At 64.4% G+C, this 19,701-nt stretch carries 18 protein-coding genes; 2 read left to right on the forward strand and 16 right to left on the reverse strand.

Annotated elements, in window-relative coordinates; translation table 11 throughout:
- Window positions 1-18 precede the first annotated feature (18 nt).
- From ntrX to dusB, 5 genes are all read right to left on the reverse strand, one after another.
- Entirely contained in the window at window positions 19-1,380 is a 1,362-nt protein-coding gene (gene ntrX / locus JG743_RS17880; RefSeq protein WP_202292116.1) for a nitrogen assimilation response regulator NtrX, read from the reverse strand.
- Window positions 1,370-3,661 (reverse strand): sensor histidine kinase NtrY-like, encoded by a 2,292-nt coding sequence (locus JG743_RS17885; protein WP_202292117.1) that lies wholly within the window; start codon window positions 3,659-3,661, stop codon window positions 1,370-1,372. The genes ntrX and JG743_RS17885 overlap by 11 nt, the downstream gene beginning before the upstream one ends.
- A 116-nt stretch (window positions 3,662-3,777) precedes the next feature.
- Window positions 3,778-5,238 carry a nitrogen regulation protein NR(I) gene (ntrC, locus tag JG743_RS17890; protein ID WP_127406286.1) on the reverse strand — a complete coding sequence of 487 codons (1,461 nt, stop codon included), beginning with the start codon at window positions 5,236-5,238 and terminating at the stop codon, window positions 3,778-3,780.
- Window positions 5,235-6,377 (reverse strand): two-component system sensor histidine kinase NtrB, encoded by a 1,143-nt coding sequence (locus JG743_RS17895; protein WP_202292118.1) that lies wholly within the window; start codon window positions 6,375-6,377, stop codon window positions 5,235-5,237. The genes ntrC and JG743_RS17895 overlap by 4 nt, the downstream gene beginning before the upstream one ends.
- Entirely contained in the window at window positions 6,374-7,402 is a 1,029-nt protein-coding gene (dusB, locus tag JG743_RS17900; RefSeq protein WP_202292119.1) for a tRNA dihydrouridine synthase DusB, read from the reverse strand. The genes JG743_RS17895 and dusB overlap by 4 nt, the downstream gene beginning before the upstream one ends.
- Before the next feature lie 244 nt (window positions 7,403-7,646).
- Between dusB and JG743_RS17905 the strand changes: the two genes are divergently transcribed.
- Window positions 7,647-8,876, forward strand: coding sequence for a bifunctional 2-C-methyl-D-erythritol 4-phosphate cytidylyltransferase/2-C-methyl-D-erythritol 2,4-cyclodiphosphate synthase (locus tag JG743_RS17905; RefSeq protein WP_202292120.1), 1,230 nt, complete (start codon window positions 7,647-7,649; stop codon window positions 8,874-8,876).
- Window positions 8,873-9,355: a CinA family protein gene (locus tag JG743_RS17910; RefSeq protein WP_202292121.1), complete on the forward strand. Its 483-nt coding sequence runs from the start codon at window positions 8,873-8,875 to the stop codon at window positions 9,353-9,355. Before JG743_RS17905 ends, JG743_RS17910 begins: the two co-directional genes overlap by 4 nt.
- A 13-nt stretch (window positions 9,356-9,368) precedes the next feature.
- Here the strand turns inward: JG743_RS17910 and JG743_RS17915 are convergent, their stop codons facing one another.
- From JG743_RS17915 to eno, 11 genes are all read right to left on the reverse strand, one after another.
- Window positions 9,369-9,824: a type II toxin-antitoxin system RatA family toxin gene (locus JG743_RS17915; protein ID WP_202292122.1), complete on the reverse strand. Its 456-nt coding sequence runs from the start codon at window positions 9,822-9,824 to the stop codon at window positions 9,369-9,371.
- Between the two features lie 7 nt (window positions 9,825-9,831).
- Window positions 9,832-10,797 carry a lipoyl synthase gene (gene lipA / locus JG743_RS17920; RefSeq protein ID WP_202292123.1) on the reverse strand — a complete coding sequence of 322 codons (966 nt, stop codon included), beginning with the start codon at window positions 10,795-10,797 and terminating at the stop codon, window positions 9,832-9,834.
- Between the two features lie 135 nt (window positions 10,798-10,932).
- Window positions 10,933-11,190, reverse strand: a complete 258-nt coding sequence (locus JG743_RS17925; protein WP_202292124.1) for a GlsB/YeaQ/YmgE family stress response membrane protein — start codon at window positions 11,188-11,190, stop codon at window positions 10,933-10,935.
- Window positions 11,191-11,292: 102 nt separating this feature from the next.
- Complete coding sequence (lpdA, locus tag JG743_RS17930) at window positions 11,293-12,741, reverse strand: dihydrolipoyl dehydrogenase (protein WP_202292125.1); 1,449 nt, start codon at window positions 12,739-12,741, stop codon at window positions 11,293-11,295.
- Window positions 12,742-12,759: 18 nt separating this feature from the next.
- Complete coding sequence (locus tag JG743_RS17935; RefSeq protein ID WP_202292126.1) at window positions 12,760-13,398, reverse strand: SGNH/GDSL hydrolase family protein; 639 nt, start codon at window positions 13,396-13,398, stop codon at window positions 12,760-12,762.
- A complete protein-coding gene (locus JG743_RS17940; RefSeq protein WP_202292127.1) occupies window positions 13,395-13,820 on the reverse strand; it encodes a hypothetical protein in 426 nt (141 codons plus the stop codon). Before JG743_RS17940 ends, JG743_RS17935 begins: the two co-directional genes overlap by 4 nt.
- 14 nt (window positions 13,821-13,834) lie before the next feature.
- Window positions 13,835-15,199, reverse strand: coding sequence for a pyruvate dehydrogenase complex dihydrolipoamide acetyltransferase (locus tag JG743_RS17945; RefSeq protein WP_202292128.1), 1,365 nt, complete (start codon window positions 15,197-15,199; stop codon window positions 13,835-13,837).
- Window positions 15,200-15,217: 18 nt separating this feature from the next.
- The gene (locus JG743_RS17950) at window positions 15,218-16,603 is read right to left on the reverse strand and encodes a pyruvate dehydrogenase complex E1 component subunit beta (RefSeq protein WP_202292129.1); all 1,386 of its coding nucleotides are present in this window, start codon (window positions 16,601-16,603) and stop codon (window positions 15,218-15,220) included.
- 15 nt (window positions 16,604-16,618) lie between these two features.
- Window positions 16,619-17,653 (reverse strand): pyruvate dehydrogenase (acetyl-transferring) E1 component subunit alpha, encoded by a 1,035-nt coding sequence (pdhA, locus tag JG743_RS17955; protein WP_202292130.1) that lies wholly within the window; start codon window positions 17,651-17,653, stop codon window positions 16,619-16,621.
- 196 nt (window positions 17,654-17,849) lie between these two features.
- The gene (locus tag JG743_RS17960; RefSeq protein ID WP_202292131.1) at window positions 17,850-18,173 is read right to left on the reverse strand and encodes an FtsB family cell division protein; all 324 of its coding nucleotides are present in this window, start codon (window positions 18,171-18,173) and stop codon (window positions 17,850-17,852) included.
- A 154-nt stretch (window positions 18,174-18,327) separates the two neighbouring features.
- Window positions 18,328-19,602: a phosphopyruvate hydratase gene (eno, locus tag JG743_RS17965; RefSeq protein WP_202292132.1), complete on the reverse strand. Its 1,275-nt coding sequence runs from the start codon at window positions 19,600-19,602 to the stop codon at window positions 18,328-18,330.
- Between the last annotated feature and the right edge of the window lie 99 nt (window positions 19,603-19,701).

Here is a 19,701-nt window from a genome sequence, read left to right on the forward strand (position 1 = left end):
GACCAACAACAGCTGTCCTCAGACGCCCAGCGACTTCAGCTTGCGGTGCAGGGCAGAGCGCTCCATGCCGATGAACTCGGCGGTTTTCGAGATGTTGCCGCCGAAGCGGTTGATCTGGGCGATCAGGTAGTCCTTCTCGAACTGTTCGCGCGCCTCGCGCAGCGGCAGCGCCATGATGTGCTGGTCCGATTGGTTGGGCGTGCGCGGCATGACGTCGCCGATCTCCGACGGCAGCAGATCGGCGGTGATCGGGGCGTCGACATCGTCGCCGCGCGCCAGGATCATCAGCCGTTCGACATTGTTGCGCAGTTGCCGGACATTGCCCGGCCAGTTATGCGCCTGCAGCACGGCGAGCGCGTCGTCGCCGATGCGGCGCGGCCTGATGCCGGCCTGGCGCGCGATCTGCTTCATGAAATTGTCGACCAGATAGGGAATGTCCTCGCGCCGCTCGGCCAGCCCCGGCACCATGACCGGAACCACTGCCAGGCGGTGATAGAGGTCCTCGCGGAAACGGCCGTCGGCGATCATCGCCTCCAGGTTCTGCGAGGTGGACGAGATGATGCGGACATCGACCTTGACCCGCTTGGTGCCCCCTACCCGCTCGAACTGCTGCTCGACCAGCACGCGCAGGATCTTGTTCTGCGTCTCGCGCGGCATGTCGGCCACTTCGTCGATGTAGAGGATGCCGCGATGCGCCTCTTCCAGCGCGCCGACCTTGCGCTCGGTGCCGTTCGATTCGGTGCCGAACAGCTCGACCTCCATGCGCTCGGGCGTGATGGTGGCCGCGCTCAGCGTCACGAACGGTCCGGCCTTGCGCGTCGACAGCGCATGGATGGCGCGCGCCGCCAGTTCCTTGCCGGAACCGGACGGGCCGACGATCATGATGCGGCTGTTGGTCGGCGCGACGCGTTCGATGGTCTGGCGCAACTGGCTCATTGCCGACGACATGCCGATCAGGTCGAAGGTCTCACCGCTGCGCTGCTTTAGGTCGGAGACCTCGCGCCTCAGCTTCGAGGTTTCGAGCGCGCGCTCGGCGATCAGGATCAGCCGGTCGGCCTTGAACGGCTTCTCGATGAAGTCGTAGGCGCCGCGACGGATGGCGGAAACCGCCGTCTCGATATTGCCGTGACCGGAGATCATCACCACCGGCAGGGTCGGATGCATCGTTTTGATCTCGTCCAGCAGCGCCAGGCCGTCCAGGCGCGAGCCCTGCAGCCAGATGTCGAGGAAGATCAGCCTCGGCGCGCGGTCTGCAATTGCTGCAAGCGCGCTGTCGGCGTCGAACGCCGTGCGGGTTTCGTGACCTTCGTCGCTCAGGATGCCTGCGACGAGCTCGCGGATGTCTTCCTCGTCATCGACGATGAGAATGTCAGACGCCATTACCGACCTTTTCAGTTTCTCTTTCGTGTTCGTTCCGGCCTTCGCCGCGAGGTGGCGCGGCAACGACCGCCGCCGGCGGCAGGATGATCGAGATCATTGCGCCGCGGCCATCGTGGAAATCCGCCGGCGCATCGTTGAGTTCGAGCCGGCCGCCATGGTCCTCCACGATCTTCTTGACGATAGCGAGGCCAAGGCCCGTGCCTTTTTCACGCGTCGTCATATAGGGCTCGAGCAAGCGCTGCCTATTCTCGCGCGGCAATCCCCTGCCATTGTCGATGACATCGATTCGGATGGCGCCATTTTGACGTCCGGCTTGAATCCGGATTGTGCCGTCCGAACGATCTTTTGCATCAAGTCCGTCAATGGCCTCGGCGGCGTTCTTGATGACGTTGCCAAAGGCCTGCGCCATCAGCCGGCTGTCGAAGGTGCCCTTCAGCGGTTCACTGCCGAAATCGCGCTCGAAAGCGATGTCGGAACGGCTGACCTCGACCAGGAACGAGGCCTCGCGCAGCGATTCGCGCAGATCGATGGCTTTCATCTCCGGCTTCGGCATGCGCGCGAAGGCCGAGAATTCGTCGACCATGCGGCCGATATCCTCGACCTGCCGGATGATCGTGTCGGTGCACTGGTCGAAAACCTCGCGGTCCTCGGTGATGACCTTGCCGTAACGGCGCTTGATGCGCTCGGCCGAGAGCTGGATCGGCGTCAGCGGGTTCTTGATCTCGTGGGCGATGCGCCTTGCCACATCGGCCCAGGCCGAAGAGCGCTGGGCCTGCACAAGGTCGGTGATGTCGTCGACCGTCACGACATAGGATTTTTCCTCCGAGCCGTCGTCGCCGGCCTCGATGGTGATCTGCACATTGAAGGTGCGCTCGGCGCCGCCGCGGTAGAAGGTCACCTGCTCGCGATAGACCGGCTTGCCCGACTTGCGGCCGATCTCGAAGACGCGGCCGACATGCGGCAGCACGGCGGACAGGTTCTGCCCAAGAGCTGCGCTCGCCGAGATCGCCAGCATGGTCTCGGCCGAGCGGTTGACGATGGTGACAATGCCATAGGGGTCGACGCCGATGACGCCGGCGGTGACGCCCGCCAGCACGGCTTCCGAAAAGCGCCTGCGCTCGTCGATCAGGTCCTTGGCGGAGAGCAGCTCGTTGCGCTGCGATTTGAGCTCCAGGATCATGTTGTTGAAGGTGTCGCCGAGCGAGGCGACGTCGCCGTCGGACAGCCTCACCGGCACGGCGACATCGAGATTGCCGGTCGCGACCTCGTCGGCGGCGCCGATCAGCTGGCGGATTGGCCGCACCAGGCGGTCGGCGACCGCGATGCCGGTCCAGATCGCCGACAGGATGACGATCAGCGTCAGCGACAGGTAGGGCAGCGCGAAGGCCACCTGCGAGGTGCGGCGGTTGTCTTCCAGGTTGCGGTATTCGTCGGTGTTGGACCGCACGATCTGCCGGGCCTTGATCACATCCGGGTCGACCAGGCGAATTGTGTAGAGATAAAGCCCTTCGATCTCGCGCAGCTTGACGATGGCGCCCATGATGTTGCGGGTGCGCGGCTCGATCAGCACCGGCTTGCCGTCAGCCGCCGTTTCCACCGCGCCCGGCGGAGGCTCCGGCATGGCGAAGTCGGCATCGGTCTTGGCGCTCATCACAAAGGAGCCGTCGGGCTTGATCAGCGCGGCATGCGCCAGCGAGCGGCCAACCGCTTCCTTGTTCATCAGATCGAGGAAACCGGTGCGGTCGAGGCCATAGAGCGTGCGCGACGCATCGAGATCATAGGCCATCGACAGCGTCGTGCCTTGCAGGTTGCGGGCGTTTTCCTGCACATAGGCGTCGGCGATCGACAGCGAGGAATTGACGATCGTCTTGGTGCGGATCTCGAACCAGCGGTCGAGGCCGATGTCGAGCGTGATCGAGGCGATGATGGCCACCATGATGGCGGGAATGGCGGCGACCAGCGCGAACATCGCCACGATGCGCACATGCAGCCGTGAGGCCGCCTTGCCGTGTCGCCGCGCCATCACAATGCGGTGAACCTCGCGGCCGACCAGCGCAATCAGGAACAGGACGAAGACTGCGTTGAGCGCGATCAGCGCCATCGTGGCCTTTGCATCCGGCGCGATCGGCGTCGCGCCGACCAGAATCGCAAAGGAGATCGCCGCCGTGATCAAGGCGCCGGCAATCGCCAGCACGCCGGGCAACGCCAGCAGCCGGCGTCTGTCCTCCACGCCGGGCTTGCTGAAAAGCGGTTCGTTCAATGTTGGGGCCTGGGAAGCCATATCGCCGTTTAGAGTCAGTGGTTGCGTCGGATGTATGCAACGCATTGTGGCGATTATGCAACAAGTGTGGCCGGGACGGAAATCTTTCCCCGGCTTATTGCCTTCTCAGGGGAACGCTAGACCTGCCTCGAGGACTTGTAGACGTTGACGCCGAGTTCGCGGATCTTCTTGCGCAGCGTGTTGCGGTTGAGCCCGAGCAGCTCAGCCGCCTTGATCTGGTTGCCGCGCGTCGCCGTCATCGAGGCAAGGACCAGCGGGTATTCGACCTCGGCGAGAATGCGCTGGTACAGGCCAGCCGGCGGCAGATCACCGGCGAACGAAGCAAAATAGCGCTGCAGGAAATGCTCCACAGCCTGGCCGATGGAGAGATCGTCGGGAATGAGATTGCCGCCGCCGGGGACCACCGGCCGCTCGCCGGTCTTGAGCTCGGCCTCGATGATCTCGGACGAGATCTCATCCTGAGAATAGAGCGCGGCCAGCCTGCGGATCAGGTTTTCCAGCTCGCGCACATTGCCCGGCCAGGGGTAGCGCTTCATCAGCTCGATGCCGCCAGAGGAAATGCGCTTGGTCTGCAGCCCCTCGCTGGCGCCCTGCTTGAAGAAATGCCGCACCAGGTCCGGAATGTCCTCGGAGCGCTCACGCAGCGCCGGAAGCCTCAGCGGTACGACGTTGAGGCGGTAGAACAGGTCCTCGCGGAACAGCCCCTGGTTGATCAGCGTGCGCAGGTCCTTGTTGGTGGCAGCGACGATGCGCACGTCCGTCTTGATCGGCGTGCGGCCGCCGACGGTCGTGTATTCGCCCTGCTGCAGCACGCGCAGCAGGCGCGTCTGCGCCTCCATCGGCATGTCGCCGATCTCGTCGAGGAACAGCGTGCCGCCCTCGGCCTGCTCGAAGCGGCCGGTGGAGCGGTTCTGCGCGCCGGTGAAGGCGCCCTTCTCGTGGCCGAACAGTTCGGATTCGATCAGGTCGCGCGGGATCGCCGCCATGTTGATGGCCACGAACGGACCGCCGCGGCGGCGGCCATATTCGTGCAGCGCGCGGGCCACCAGCTCCTTGCCGGTACCGGACTCGCCTGAAATCATCACCGTCAGGTCGGTCTGCATCATGCGGGCCAGCATGCGGTAGATGTCCTGCATGGCGGCCGAGCGGCCGACCAGGGGCATCGTCTCCGGCTGGTCGTCGGCGCGCGCATCGAGCTTCGGCCGCCTCGGCTCGGCCAGCGCCCGGTTGACGATGTTGAGCAGCTCGGTCAAGTCGAACGGCTTCGGCAGATACTCATAGGCGCCGGTCTCGGAAGCGCGGATGGCGGTCATGAACGTGTTCTGCGCGCTCATGACGATGACCGGCAGTTCCGGCCGCGCCTTCTTGATGCGCGGCAGCATGTCGAAGGCGTTCTCGTCCGGCATCACCACATCGGTGATGACGAGGTCGCCCTCGCCCGCCGCCACCCAGCGCCACAGTGTCGAGGCGTTCGAGGTGACGCGCACCTCATGGCCGACGCGCGACAGCGCCTGGTTGAGCACGGTGCGGATGGCCGCATCGTCATCGGCGACCAGAATGTTGCCGCGTGCGGTCATGTGCGGTCTCCTTCAGCTTCTTCGTCGACGCCGTGCGCGGTCTCCTTCCAGGCCGGCATCAGAATCCGGAACGTGGTTCCGCGCGGCGTCGAATCGCATTCGATGATGCCGCCATGCTCGCCGACGATCTTGGCCACCAGCGCCAGCCCGAGGCCGGAGCCGTTCGGCTTGGTGGTGATGAACGGGTCGAACAGGATCGGCAGTATGTCCTCCGAAACGCCAGGGCCGTTGTCGCGCACGCAGAATTCCAGCGGCAAGGACACGCGATCCTGGGTTCCGGGCACCGAAACACGGATGCCCGGTCGGAAAGCGGTCGACAGCACGATCTCGCCTTGCGGGTCCGAACCGATCGCCTCGGCGGCGTTCTTGACCAGGTTGAGGAACACCTGGATCAGCTGGTCGCGGTTGGCGAAGACCGGAGGAAGTGATGGATCGTATTCCTCCAAGATCTTGATCCGCTTGGCAAAACCGTTCTTGGCAATAGCCTTTACATGGTCGAGCACGACATGGATGTTGACCGGGTAGCGGTCGATCGGCCGTTCGTCGGAAAACACCTCCATGCGGTCGACGAGCGAGACGATGCGGTCGGTCTCGTCGGTGATCAGCCGGGTCAGCGCGCGGTCCTCATCGGAGGCCGACAGTTCCAGCAACTGGGCGGCGCCCCTGATGCCTGAGAGCGGGTTCTTGATCTCGTGCGCCAGCATGGCGGCTAGGCCGGTGACCGAGCGGGCGGCGCCGCGATGCGTCATCTGCCGGTCGATCTTGTCGGCCATCGACCGTTCCTGGAACATCACCACCACCGAGCCCGGGAATTCCGGCACCGGCGCGACATAGAGGTCGACGACCTTTTCGATGCCAAGGCGCGGCGACGAGACATCGACCCGGTATTCGTTGACCGGCGCCCGGCGTTCGCGCACCTGGTCGACAAGGGTGAGCAGCGGGCTGCCGAAGGGCACGAGCTTGGACAGCGTATTGCGGGCAAGCATGGTCGCGCTGGAGCGGAAGAAATCCTCCGCGTCGGCATTGGCGAAGATGATGAAGCCGTCGTTGTCGACCATGATGACAGGGCGGCGGATGGTGTTCAGCACGATATTGGCGGCGTCCACCATGTCCTGCCCCTGAGCAACTGTAGCCTTCATGCCGCGCTCCGCAGGCTGTCGGGGCGGGCGAGGCTGGAGAACACCCCGCGCAGCCCGGCAATGACGCGAGCGGGTTCAAAGGAGGTCAGGATCGTCTTGCGCTGTTCGGCATCCGCGCCGGCGGCATGGCGATCGAGATACCAGCCGAGATGCTTGCGCGCCTGCCGCAGACCGCTTTCGACGCCATAGAGCGCCAGCATGTCCTCATGGTGGGCGACGATGTACTCGGTCAGGGCCAGCGGATCTCCGGGAATGGCTGGCGGCGTCTCACCTGCCGCGGCCGCGGCGATCCTGCCGGCGGTCCACGGGGCGCCATAATGCGCGCGTCCGATCATCACCGCGTCGGCGCCCGATTGCTCGAGGATGACGGCCGCTTCCGCCGGCGAGCCGACATCGCCATTGGCGACGACCGGGATCGAAACGGCCTCCTTGACCCGCGCGATGGCGCGCCAGTCAGCCTTGCCCTGATAGAACTGGCAGCGGGTGCGGCCATGCACGGTCACCATCCGCACGCCGGCCTGTTCGGCGCGGCGCGCGAGCATCGGCGCGTTGAGCGCGCTTTCGTCCCAGCCAAGCCGCATCTTCACGGTCACCGGCACCTCGACGGCGCCGACCACCGCTTCGATCAGCGACAGGGCGTGGTCGAGATCGCGCATCAGCGCCGAACCGGCATAGCCGCCCGTCACCTTCTTGGCCGGGCAGCCCATGTTGATGTCGATGATGTCGGCGCCCTCGCCCGCGGCGATCCGGGCGCCTTCGGCCATATGCGCCACTTCCCGGCCGGCGAGCTGGACCATGTGGACCGGCAGCCCGGAATGGCGGATGCGCAGGTCGCAGCCGGCCCTGCCTTTCGCAAGCTCTCCGCTCGCCACCATTTCCGACACGACAAGCCCGGCGCCATGCCGATGGGCGCGCTGCCGGAACGGCTCGTCGGTTATCCCCGACATCGGCGCGAGGAAGACACGATTGCGGATTCTCACGCCGCCAATGTCGAGCGGCAGAGCCAATTTGGTCAATTCGGGCATGCACAAAAACCAAGCATATCGGATTGCTGCACATTCTCTAGCCAGAAGCAAGGCAATGTGCAACGCGCAATGACGTCAAATCAAGGCGCATTTGGGAAAATGCTTGGCCTTCGGCCTGTCCCCCGACCAAAGCGCCGCGCGTCCTTCAGGAACGCGCAAAGGACGCTTTGGAATTCACAATTGGCGCACGATCTTTTCCGAAAACCGATTACACTTTTTCGGATCGTGCGCTAAGCCAATCGCAATGACTGACGCAAGCGAAAATCAGGCTTCGGGCGCGGATGACAAGGTCGCGGTGGTTATCGTCGCGGCCGGGCGCGGCGCGCGCGCCGGGCAGGCCAATGGACCGAAGCAATATCAACACATCGGCGGCCGCGCCGTCATCGCGCGCACCCTGGAGACATTCCTGTCGCATCCGAGGACCGGTCCGGTCGTGGTGGCCATCCACGCCGACGACGGCGAGCTTTTCCGCAAGGCCGTGGGCGCGGATGCCGACCATGTCATCACGGTCACCGGCGGCGATTCGCGCCAAGCCTCCGTCAGGCTGGGCCTGCTGGCGCTCAGGGACTCCGCGCCAGGCCGCGTGCTCGTCCATGACGCCGTACGCCCCTTCGTCGACGCCACCCTCATCGACCGCACGATCGATGCCATCGGCGAGCGTCAGGGCGCGCTGCCCGCGCTGCCCGTCGCCGACACGCTGAAGCGCGAGTCGGCAGCCGGGATGATCGAGGAGACCGTATCGAGGAACGGGCTGCACGCCGCCCAGACGCCACAGGGCTTTCCCTTCTGGCCGCTCCTTGCGGCGCATGAGAAGGCCCATCACCTCGGCAAGGCGGATTTCACCGATGACGCCGCGATCGCCGAATGGGCGCACATACCGGTCAAACTGGTGCCGGGATCGCCGGACAACATAAAACTTACCTGGGCAAGGGATATCGCGATGGCGGACCAGCGACTTTCCGGCGAACGGCCGCGCTTTCCGGATATACGCACCGGCAATGGTTACGACGTGCACGCCTTCGAGCCGGGCGACCATGTCACGCTCTGCGGTGTCGACATTCCGCACGAGAAAAAGCTCGCTGGCCATTCGGATGCCGATGTCGGACTTCACGCTCTCACCGATGCGCTGCTCGCAACGTGCGGCGCCGGCGATATCGGCACGCATTTCCCGCCGTCGGATCCGCAATGGAAAGGGGCTGCCTCGAAGATCTTCGTCGAGCGTGCAGCGAGGCTGGTGCGCGAGCGCGGCGGACGCATCGCGAATGCCGACATCACGCTGATCTGCGAGGCGCCACGCGTCGGCCCGCATCGCGAGGCGATGACCGCGGCGCTTGCCGCGATGCTCGGCATCTCAAGCGAGCGGATATCGATCAAGGCGACCACCAATGAGAGACTGGGCTTCGTCGGCCGACAGGAAGGCATAGCGGCCATTGCCACCGCCAGCGTCGTCTTTCCAGGTGAGGTCCCCGAATGAGCAATGCCGAACTCGCGAACACCCTGCTCCTGGCTTGCCAGCAACGCGGCATCATGCTGGCGACGGCCGAAAGCTGCACCGGCGGCCTGATCATCGCCGCGCTCACCGACATTGCGGGCTCCTCGGCGGTGGTCGACCGCGGCTTCATCACCTATTCCAACGAAGCCAAGATGGAGATGCTCGGCGTTTCCGCCGCAACGCTCGACGCCCATGGCGCCGTCTCGCGCGAAACCGTGCTCGAAATGGCGGCGGGCGCGCTGGCGCATTCGCGGGCGAGCCTCTCGCTCGCGGTCACCGGCATTGCCGGCCCGACCGGCGGTTCGGCCGACAAGCCGGTCGGCCTGGTCTGGTTCGGCCTTGCGCTTACCGGCCAGCCGATCATCGCCGAGCGCCAGCTATTCGGCCACAAGGGCCGCGAGTTCATCCGCCACGAGACGGTGCGGCACGCGCTGCAACTCGGCCTGCGCGCGCTGGGCTAGACCGCGTTTGAGGTCAGGCCGGCCTGGTGCCGTAGATCTGGTCGGCGCGCTTCTCGAAGGCCTCGGCAAACATGCGGAAGGCGCGATCGAACATCGCCCCCATCAGCGCGCCGAGAATGCGGCTCTTGAACTCATAGTCGATGAAGAAATGTACTTCGCAGCCGCCTTCGGCCGGGTCGAAACGCCAGATATTGCTGAGATATTTGAACGGCCCGTCGATATATTTGACGTCGATGGCATTCTCGTCGGGCTTCAACAGCACTTGCGTCGTGAAGGTCTCGCGGATCGCCTTATAGCCGATGGTCATATCGGCAAGCAGGATGGTGCGGCCGTCGCGCTCCTTGCGCGAGCGCACCGTCAGCGCCTCGCACAGCGGCAGGAACTGCGGATAGGCCTCGACGTCCGCGACCAGCGCGAACATCTCCTGCGCCGTATGGGCGACGCGGCGAGCGGCTTCGAATTTCGGCATTCGGGGGTTAGCTGGCTTTTCTGAGCTGCGCTTCCCGCGCCGCGCGCAGCCTGGCGAAATCCTCGCCGGCATGATGCGAGGAGCGCGTCAGCGGGCTCGACGCCATCAGCAGGAAACCCTTGGTCCTGCCGATCGTCTCGAAGGACTTGAACTCCTCCGGGGTGACGAAGCGGATGACCGGATGGTGCTTCTTCGACGGCTGCAGATACTGGCCGATGGTCATGAAGTCGACATTGGCCGAGCGCAGATCGTCCATCAGCTGCAGGATCTCGTTCCGCTCTTCGCCCAGGCCCACCATGATGCCGGACTTGGTGAAGATCGACGGATCGAGCTCCTTGACCCGCTGCAACAGCCGGATCGAATGGAAATAGCGGGCACCGGGACGCACGGTCAGGTAGTTCGACGGCACGGTCTCGAGGTTGTGGTTGAAGACGTCGGGCTTCGCCGCGACAACGATCTCAAGCGCGCCGTCCTTGCGTAGGAAGTCCGGCGTCAGGATCTCGATCGTGGTCGAGGGCGCCGCCGCGCGGATGGCGCGGATGACCTCGGCGAAATGCTGCGCGCCGCCGTCGGCAAGGTCGTCGCGGTCGACCGAGGTGATGACGACGTGGCTCAACCCCATCTGCTTGACGGCATGCGCGACGCGCGCCGGTTCATCGGGATCGAGCGCGGTCGGAATGCCGGTGGCGACGTTGCAGAAGGCGCATGCGCGCGTGCAGATCTCGCCCATGATCATGAAGGTGGCGTGCTTCTTGTCCCAGCACTCGCCGATGTTCGGGCAACCGGCCTCCTCGCACACCGTCACCAGCTTGTGCGACTTCACGATCTCGCGCGTCTCGGCATAGCCTTTCGAGACCGGCGCCTTGACGCGGATCCAGTCGGGCTTGCGCAGCACCTCCTGGTCCGGCTTGTGCGCCTTTTCAGGGTGCCGCACGCGCGGCGCATTGGCGATCGTGTCGAGGACAGTGACCATCTCAAACCCGGTTCCTGAGCGATCGCCTGTCCGGCGCTCGCATTCCAACGTCACTTAAGACTTTTCGATGCAAAGAAAAAGGCCACGCCGGCGCATGCCGCCACGGCCTTTTTCGCATAGCGGTATCGATGCCAGCTAACGCCGCACCAGCCGTCCGACAAAGATCAGCAGGCAGGCGCCGATGAAGCCGGTGATCAGATAGGCGAACCAGCCGACGCCGAAAGACTGGAAATTGAGAGCCTGCAGGATTGCGTTCAGCACGACCGCGCCGACGATGCCCAAGATGATGTTCATGAAGATGCCGGTGTTGCTCTTCATCACCATTTCGGCGAGCCAGCCCGCCAAACCGCCGATGATGATAGCTCCGATCCAGCCCACGCCATTCACGTCCATATGCCCACTCCTCCTGTGACGGGTGAAAACGCATCCGGAAACGAACTGCCTTGCCGCCGAGTCTCCCAGGCTTTCGCAGGTGAGTCTCGCGCGGCAAATCTATCATGCGTTGAGCGCCCGGCCATAGGCGTCGAGCACGCTTTCCTTCATCATCTCCGACAGCGTCGGGTGCGGGAAGATGGTGTGCATCAGCTCTTCCTCGGTGGTTTCGAGGTTCATCGCCACGACGAAGCCCTGGATCAGCTCGGTCACTTCGGCGCCGACCATGTGCGCGCCGAGCAACTGGCCGGTCTTTTTGTCGAAGATGGTCTTGATAAAACCCTGGTCCTCGCCGAGCGCGATCGCCTTGCCGTTGGCGCCGAACTGGAAACGGCCGACGCGGATGTCTTTGCCCTCGGCCTTGGCCTTGGCTTCGGTCAGGCCAACCGAGGCAACTTGCGGGTTGCAATAGGTGCAGCCGGGGATCTTCAGCTTGTCGGTGGCATGCACGCCCGGGAAATTGGCGATCTTTTCGATGCAGACCACGCCTTCATGCTCGGCCTTGTGGGCGAGCATCGGCGGGCCGGCGACATCGCCGATGGCGTAGATGCCCGGCACGTTGGTCTTGCCGTAACCGTCGACGACGACGCAGCCGCGGTCCGTCTTCACGCCGAGCGTCTCGAGCCCGAGGTTTTCGATGTTGCCCTGCACGCCGACGGCCGAGATCATGCGGTCGGCGGTGATCTTCTCAACCTTGCCGTCTTTCATCTCGACATGCGCCGTCACCGAGTTCGCACCCTTCTCGACCTTTGTCACCTTGGCTTCGAGGATGATCTTCATGCCTTGCTTCTCGAACTGCTTCTGCGCGAATTTCGAGACCTCGGCGTCCTCGACCGGCATGACCGCCGGCAGCAGCTCGACCACGGTCACCTCAGCGCCCATGGTGCGGTAGAAGGAAGCAAACTCGATGCCGATGGCGCCCGAGCCCATCACCAGCAGCGACTTCGGCATCTCCTTCGGCACCATCGCCTCGAAATAGGTCCAGATCAGCTTGCCGTCCGGTTCGATGCCGGGCAGCGCGCGCGGCCGGGCGCCGGTCGCCAGGATGATGTGCTTGGCGGTATAGGTGCCCTCGCCCTTGACGCCTTTCGGCACCGGCGGCTGCGGCTCCATCGGCTTCTTGGCCGTCTTGAAGACAACGATCTCACCCGGCTTCGAAAGCTTGGCCTCGCCCCAGATGACGTCGACCTTGTTCTTCTTCATCAGGAAGGCGACGCCGCCATTCAGCCTGAGCGACACCTTGCGCGAACGGTCGACCACGGCCGCCGTGTCGGCGCTGACCTTGCCGCCATCGAGCTTCAGCCCGTAATCCTTGAGGTGGTCGGAATAGTGCATGATCTCGGCCGAGCGCAGCAGCGCCTTGGTCGGGATGCAGCCCCAGTTCAGGCAGATGCCGCCGAGATGCTCGCGTTCGACGATCGCCGTCTTGAAGCCGAGCTGGGCGGAACGGACCGCCGTGACATAGCCGCCGGGGCCGGAGCCGATGATGATGACGTCGTAGGATTCAGCCACGGGTTTCTCCCTGGTTTTCTAGAGTTCCAGCATGACGCGCACCATTGGTGCCAGCGCCTTGCCGACCTTGCGTGTGTTCTCGGCATCGAGGTGGACGCCGTCGAGCGGCGTGGTGACAGCGACGGAGCCGGCGTCGAAGAAGCCGCAGCCGGCCTCGTCGGCGAGCGCCGAATATTGCGGCGCCAGCCGTTTCGAGGCTTCGTCGCCGCCGGCGAACATTTCCTTGAATTCGGCATTGTCGGTGCGGGTGACCGCCGGCGGTGCGACGATCAGGATCTGGGGTGCGGCCCAGTCGAACGGATAGTCGTGGCCGCGCACGATGTCGATCAGCCGCTGCATGCCTTGCTTTGCGGCGACCGGATTGCCGTGGATCCACGGCTTCATGTCGTTGGCGCCGAGCATGAAGACGATCAGGTCGATCGGCGCGTGGGTCGTCAGGATCGTTGGCAGCACCCGCGCGCCGTTGCGGTCGGCGCCGGCGAGATGATCGTCGAAAGCGGTGGTGCGGCCGTTCAGGCCCTCGGCGATGACCTCGACGCCGTCACCCAGCGCAGCCTTGAGCACGCTCGGCCAGCGGTCTTCCAACGCATGGCGGCCAAGGCTGGCGGCGTCATAGCCCCAGGTCAGCGAATCGCCATAGCAGAGAATTGTCTTCATGCGCTTGCCCCACCCCTGCCGAACGCTGCCGCCGAGCGCTTGAGCCGCCAGCGCACGAACAGCCATTGCACGATGATCGCCGCCACACCGGGAAGGATCAGCCCGGCGACGATCGAAAGGTCACTCGCCGTCGCTCGATTCTCGGCCGGCACCGAAAAGGTCCATCCTGCCAGCGCCAGCAGCGCGAGGCCGAACATCGCGAGCAGCCACCACAACGTGCGGTCGACGGCTCGCACCGGCTCGGCGAAGAACTGCACGATGAAGAAGGCCATCGTCACAGCGATGACGACAAGCACCGTCGCCGCGAACACCACTATGTACTCCTCGGTCGCGCCGGTCATGACCGCGAGCTGCTGAGCCATCAGCCCGCCTGCCAAACCGGAGAGAATGAAGGCGAAAAGGCTGGTGAAGAATTTCCGCACCGCCTTTTTCCTTCTCAGACCAGCATGCCCATCGGGTTCTCGATCATGCGTTTGAAGGCGCCGAGCAGTTCGGCGCCGAGCGCGCCGTCGACGGCGCGGTGATCGGTCGACAGCGTCACCGACATCACGGTGGCGATCTTGATCTCGCCGTTCTTGACCACCGCCCGCTCCTCGCCGGCGCCGACCGCCAGGATCGTCGCGTGCGGCGGGTTGATGACGGCCGCAAAATCCTTGATGCCGAACATGCCGAGATTGGAGACCGCCGTGGTGCCGCCCTGGTATTCCTCCGGCTTCAGCTTGCGGCCGCGGGCGCGGCTGGCCAGGTCCTTCATCTCGTTGGAGATGGTGGACAGCGTCTTTTCGTCGGCGTGGCGGATGATCGGCGTGATCAGGCCGCCGGGGATCGACACAGCGACGCCGACATCGGCGTGCTTGTGCTTGACCATGGCGCTGTCGGTCCAGGACGCGTTGGCGTCCGGCACCGCCATCAGAGCCATCGCCATCGCCTTGATAACCATGTCGTTGACCGAGAGCTTGTAGGCTGGAACCTCGCCCTTCTCGGTCTTCTTCATCGGCGCTGCCGCATTGATCTGCGTTCGCAGCGCCAAGAGCGCGTCGAGCTCGCAGTCGAGGGTCAGGTAGAAATGCGGGATCGTGCTCTTGGCCTCGACCAGGCGGCGCGCAATCGTCTTGCGCATGTTGTCGTGCGGGACGAGCTCGTAGGAGCCTTCGGCGAACAGTTTCAGCACCTGGTCGTCCGACATCGGCTTCGCCGCTGCAGCCGGAGCTGCCGCCGGTGCGCCAGCGGGTGCCTTGGCGGCGGGTGCGGTCTTGGCACCGCCGCCGGCAATCGCAGCCTCGACATCGGCCTTGACGACGCGGCCGTGCGGGCCAGTGCCCGTCACGGCAGACACGTCGACGCCAGCGTCCTTGGCAATACGGCGGGCAAGCGGCGACGCGAAGGTGCGCTCGCCCCCGGCATGGCCGTTGGCCGCCGGAGCAGGCTCCGCCTTCGCCGGCGCGGGCGCCGCAGCGGCTGCCGGCTTCGGGGCTTCCGCCTTCGGCGCCTCGGCTTTCGCCGCCTCGGCCTTGGGCGCGGCACCGCCGTCGCCCTTCGCCGCGGCACCGGCATCCTCGCCTTCGCCGGCAAGGATTGCGATCAGCGCGTTGACCTTGACGCCTTCGGTGCCGGCCGGGACGACCAGCTTGGCGACCGTGCCTTCATCGACGGCTTCGACCTCCATCGTCGCCTTGTCGGTCTCGATCTCGGCGATCACGTCGCCCGGCGAAACCTTGTCGCCTTCTTTCACGAGCCACTTGGAAAGATTGCCCTCTTCCATCGTGGGCGAGAGCGCCGGCATGGTGATGTTGATTGGCATGTTGTCCTCCCGACCGGCTCAGCGATAGGTGACGGCTTTGACCGCCTCGACGACCTCGCCGACATTGGGCAACGCCAGCTTCTCAAGGTTTGCCGCGTAAGGCATCGGCACGTCCTTGCCGGCAATGGTGATCACCGGCGCGTCGAGGAAGTCGAAGGCGCGCTGCGAGACCTGGTTGGCGATGTGGTCGCCGACCGAGCTCTGCGGGAAACCTTCCTCCACCACGACCAGGCGATTGGTCTTCTTCACCGAAGCGATGATGGTGTCGAGATCGAGCGGACGGATCGACCTGAGGTCGATGATCTCGGCATCGATGCCCATGCCGCGCAATTCGGCTTCGGCCTTCACCGCATAGGTCATGCCGATGCCGAAGGAGACGATGGTGACGTCCTTGCCCGGTTTGTGGATGCGCGCCTTGCCGATCGGCAACACGAAATCGTCGAGCTTCGGCACGTCGAAGGACTGGCCGTAGAGGATCTCGTTCTCGAGGAAGATGACCGGGTTCGGATCGCGGATCGCCGCCTTGAGCAGGCCCTTGGCGTCGGCGGCCGTGTACGGCATCACCACCTTCAGGCCGGGAATGTGGCTGTACCAGGCGGCATAGCACTGCGAATGCTGGGCGGCGACGCGGGCCGCGGCACCATTCGGTCCGCGGAAGACGATCGGCGCGCCCATCTGGCCACCAGACATATAGAGCGTCTTGGCGGCGGAATTGATGATCTGGTCGATCGCCTGCATGGCGAAGTTGAAGGTCATGAACTCGACGATCGGCTTCAGGCCAGCCATCGCCGCGCCAACGCCGACGCCGGCAAAGCCGTGCTCTGTGATCGGCGTGTCGACGACGCGGCGCGGTCCGAACTCCTGCAGCAGGCCCTGCGTGATCTTGTAGGCGCCCTGGTACTCCGCAACCTCCTCGCCCATGACGAAGACATCGCCGTCGCGGCGCATTTCTTCCGCCATGGCGTCACGCAGCGCCTCGCGCACCGTTGTCGAGACCATCTCAGTGCCGGCCGGGATATCCGGATCGGCCGCGACTTCTGCTCTCGGAGCCGCGGCGACGGGTGCGGCGGCCTCACTCTTGGCGGCAACAGGCGCCGGCGCAGCCGCTTCTGGCTTGGCAGGCTCCTCGCCGATGCCTTCGCCGGCCTTGTCGACGTCCTCGCCGTCAACGGCTAGCACGGCAATCACGGCGTTGACCTTGACGCCTTCGGTGCCGGCGGGAACCACGATCCTGGCCAGCGTGCCTTCGTCGACGGCCTCGACTTCCATCGTCGCCTTGTCGGTCTCGATCTCGGCGATGACGTCACCGGCGACAACCTTGTCGCCTTCGTTCTTCAGCCATTTGGAAAGATTGCCCTCTTCCATCGTCGGCGAGAGAGCGGGCATGAGAATTTCGATCGGCATGTCCTTGCCCTCCCTTTACAGTACGATGTCGGTCCAGAGCTCGGACGGATCCGGCTCGGCGTCGTTCTGGGCAAATTCGGCGGCGTCGGCGACGATGTCGCGGACCTCCTTGTCGATCGCCTTGAGCTCGTCCTCGCTCGCCCACTTCTTGTCGAGCAGCCGCGCCCTGACCTGCTCGATCGGGTCGTGCTCGGAGCGCATCTTCTGCACTTCTTCCTTGGAGCGGTACTTCGCCGGGTCGGACATCGAGTGGCCGCGATAGCGGTAGGTCTGCATCTCGAGGATCAGCGGGCCGTTGCCGGCGCGGCACCATTCGGTGGCGAGATCGGCGGCGGCCTTCACGGCGCGCACGTCCATGCCGTCAACCTGGATGCCGGGGATCTTGAAGGAAGCGCCGCGATGCGAGAAATCCGTCTCGGCTGAGGAGCGCGACACCGAGGTGCCCATGGCGTAGCGATTGTTCTCGATGATGAAGATCACCGGCAGCTTCCACAACGAGGCCATGTTGAAGCTTTCGTAGACCTGGCCCTGGTTGGCGGCGCCGTCGCCGAAATAGGTCAGCGAGACGTTCTTGTTTTCGCGATAGCGGTTGGCGAAGGCGAGACCAGTGCCGAGCGACACCTGGGCGCCGACGATGCCGTGGCCGCCATAGAAATGCTGCTCTTTGGAGAACATGTGCATGGAGCCGCCCTTGCCCTTGGACAGGCCGCCCCGGCGCCCGGTTAGCTCGGCCATGACGCCCCGCGGCGAAAGGTCCATAGCCAGCATGTGGCCGTGGTCGCGATAGGCGGTGATCATCTGGTCGCCTTCGATCAGCGCCATCTTCATGCCGGTGACGACGGCCTCCTGGCCGATATAGAGGTGGCAGAAGCCGCCGATGAAGCCCATGCCGTAGAGCTGGCCGGCCTTTTCCTCGAAGCGGCGGATGAGCAGCATGTGCCGGTAGGCGGCAAGCTCGTCCTGCTTGGTGAATTCGGCTGGCTTGGGGGCGGAAAGCCCGGATGATTTGCTATTGGATTTGGCAGGCGCTTTTCTGGCGGCGGTGGCCATGCATCACTCCCTGTTGGCGTCTCTTCGCGGACATTTAGAGCAGGATGAAATCCGCTCCGAGGGAGATCGTCTCTCCCCACCGATTTGAGCGAGGCTAACATGCAAGAAAGCATTGCGCCATGCAGAAAAATGCATGGCTGGCATGCGTCTAAGCGATTAAAATCATTGAAAATATAGGCGATTAACTGGAATACAGTTATTTCGCAGAAGCCGGCAGCATGATGGTGATTTCGTCGGCATGGGAGAGATTGAGCGCCTTGCGCGCCTGCTCGTCAAGCATATCTTTCTCCAACGTGCCCTCATGCATAAGCTGGACGCGCCGTTCGAGATCGACCCGGCGCGCCTTGACGGCATCGAGCTGCGCCTGCAGTTCGACCGCCCGGGCTTCAAGCTGGTATTTGGAATAGATGCCGAACTCGCCGTGATAGGCATGGAAGCCGAAATAGGCCAGGAACAGCACGCAGAGCGAGGGGATGATCAGCCGGCCGGTGTTTCTCTGCTTGTGCTGACGTGTCCACATGATCCGAATCCTCGCGGCCGCGAACTCGAACGACCCAGGAATCTTTTCGCCCAATTGTGCTTAATGGACGGTTACGGACGGACGGATCCGGACCTCAAAATGAAAAGGGCGGGGAATGCCCCGCCCTTCCTCGATCCTTGCCCGGGACGCCGGTTCAGCCCTTGACCACCGACTTGCCGGCATAGCGCGCCTGCTTGCCGAGCTCTTCCTCGATGCGGATGAGCTGGTTGTACTTGGCCATGCGGTCGGAGCGCGACAGCGAGCCAGTCTTGATCTGTCCGCAATTGGTGGCGACGGCGAGATCGGCGATGGTCGAATCCTCGGTCTCGCCCGAACGATGCGACATCACGGCCGTGTAGCCGGCCTTGTGCGCGGTCTCGACGGCGTCGAGCGTCTCGGTCAGCGAGCCGATCTGGTTGACCTTGACCAGGATCGAATTGGCGACACCCATGCGGATGCCGTCGCGCAGGCGGGCGGTGTTGGTGACGAAGAGGTCGTCGCCGACGAGCTGCGTCTTCTTGCCGATCAGGTCGGTCAGATACTTCCAGCCTTCCCAGTCGTCCTCGGCAAGACCGTCCTCGATCGAGATGATCGGGTAGTCGGAGGCGAGCTTGGCGAGGTATTTGGCCTGCGCCTTCGGGTCGCGCGTCTTCTTCTCGCCCTCATAGACGTAGTTGCCGTCCTTGAAGAACTCGGTCGCGGCGCAGTCGAGGCCGAGAGCGACGTCCTCACCAGGCTTGAAGCCGGCCTTCTCGATCGATTCCATGATGAAGTCGAGCGCCGACGGCGCGCTTTTCAGGTTGGGCGCGAAGCCGCCCTCGTCGCCGACATTGGTGTTGTGGCCGGCATCCTTCAGCTTCTTACGCAGCGTGTGGAAGATTTCCGAGCCCCAGCGCACGGCGTCGCGCAGCGTCGGCGCGCCGACCGGCAGGATCATGAATTCCTGGAAGTCGATCGGATTGTCGGCATGCGCGCCGCCATTGATGATGTTCATCATCGGCACCGGCAGGACATGCGCCTTGGCGCCGCCGACATAGCGATAGAGCGGCAGACCGGCCGCTTCGCCGGCAGCCTTAGCAACCGCCAGCGACACGCCGAGGATGGCATTGGCGCCGAGGCGGCTCTTGTTGGGGGTGCCGTCGAGCTCGATCATGGTCTGGTCGATATGGATCTGGTTCTCGGCTTCCATGCCGCCGATCGCCTCGAACAGCTCGCCGTTGACGGCCTCGACCGCCCTCTGCACGCCCTTGCCGAGATAGCGCGGACCACCGTCGCGCAGCTCGACCGCCTCATGGGCGCCGGTGGAGGCGCCTGACGGCACCGCGGCGCGGCCCATCGAGCCGTCTTCCAGCACCACGTCGACCTCGACGGTCGGATTTCCACGGCTGTCCAGGATTTCACGCCCGACTATGTCGACGATGGCGGTCATTGCGATGTCCCCGATTGATCGATTGAAGCGTCGCGCCCCTCTTAGCCAAAGTGCTGCAAAAGGCAATCGGGGCGCTCGCAAATATTGCCGGCCGCCAGA

This window comes from Mesorhizobium sp. 131-2-1, from assembly GCF_016756535.1.
Taxonomy (GTDB): Bacteria; Pseudomonadota; Alphaproteobacteria; order Rhizobiales; family Rhizobiaceae; genus Mesorhizobium.

Excerpts from the sequence above, each read along its gene's own strand:
- JG743_RS17935 (WP_202292126.1), bottom strand. The coding sequence starts at position 13,398 with ATGAAGACAATTCTCTGCTATGGCGATTCGCTGACCTGGGGCTATGAC.
- JG743_RS17885 (WP_202292117.1), bottom strand. The coding sequence starts at position 3,661 with ATGGCTTCCCAGGCCCCAACATTGAACGAACCGCTTTTCAGCAAGCCC.
- JG743_RS17895 (WP_202292118.1), bottom strand. The coding sequence starts at position 6,377 with ATGAAGGCTACAGTTGCTCAGGGGCAGGACATGGTGGACGCCGCCAAT.
- JG743_RS17950 (WP_202292129.1), bottom strand. The coding sequence starts at position 16,603 with ATGCCGATCGAAATTCTCATGCCCGCTCTCTCGCCGACGATGGAAGAG.
- JG743_RS17960 (WP_202292131.1), bottom strand. The coding sequence starts at position 18,173 with ATGTGGACACGTCAGCACAAGCAGAGAAACACCGGCCGGCTGATCATC.
- ntrX (WP_202292116.1), bottom strand. The coding sequence starts at position 1,380 with ATGGCGTCTGACATTCTCATCGTCGATGACGAGGAAGACATCCGCGAG.
- ntrC (WP_127406286.1), bottom strand. The coding sequence starts at position 5,238 with ATGACCGCACGCGGCAACATTCTGGTCGCCGATGACGATGCGGCCATC.
- dusB (WP_202292119.1), bottom strand. The coding sequence starts at position 7,402 with ATGCCCGAATTGACCAAATTGGCTCTGCCGCTCGACATTGGCGGCGTG.
- JG743_RS17915 (WP_202292122.1), bottom strand. The coding sequence starts at position 9,824 with ATGCCGAAATTCGAAGCCGCTCGCCGCGTCGCCCATACGGCGCAGGAG.
- eno (WP_202292132.1), bottom strand. The coding sequence starts at position 19,602 with ATGACCGCCATCGTCGACATAGTCGGGCGTGAAATCCTGGACAGCCGT.
- JG743_RS17945 (WP_202292128.1), bottom strand. The coding sequence starts at position 15,199 with ATGCCAATCAACATCACCATGCCGGCGCTCTCGCCCACGATGGAAGAG.
- JG743_RS17910 (WP_202292121.1), top strand. The coding sequence starts at position 8,873 with ATGAGCAATGCCGAACTCGCGAACACCCTGCTCCTGGCTTGCCAGCAA.
- JG743_RS17905 (WP_202292120.1), top strand. The coding sequence starts at position 7,647 with ATGACTGACGCAAGCGAAAATCAGGCTTCGGGCGCGGATGACAAGGTC.
- JG743_RS17925 (WP_202292124.1), bottom strand. The coding sequence starts at position 11,190 with ATGGACGTGAATGGCGTGGGCTGGATCGGAGCTATCATCATCGGCGGT.
- pdhA (WP_202292130.1), bottom strand. The coding sequence starts at position 17,653 with ATGGCCACCGCCGCCAGAAAAGCGCCTGCCAAATCCAATAGCAAATCA.
- lipA (WP_202292123.1), bottom strand. The coding sequence starts at position 10,797 with ATGGTCACTGTCCTCGACACGATCGCCAATGCGCCGCGCGTGCGGCAC.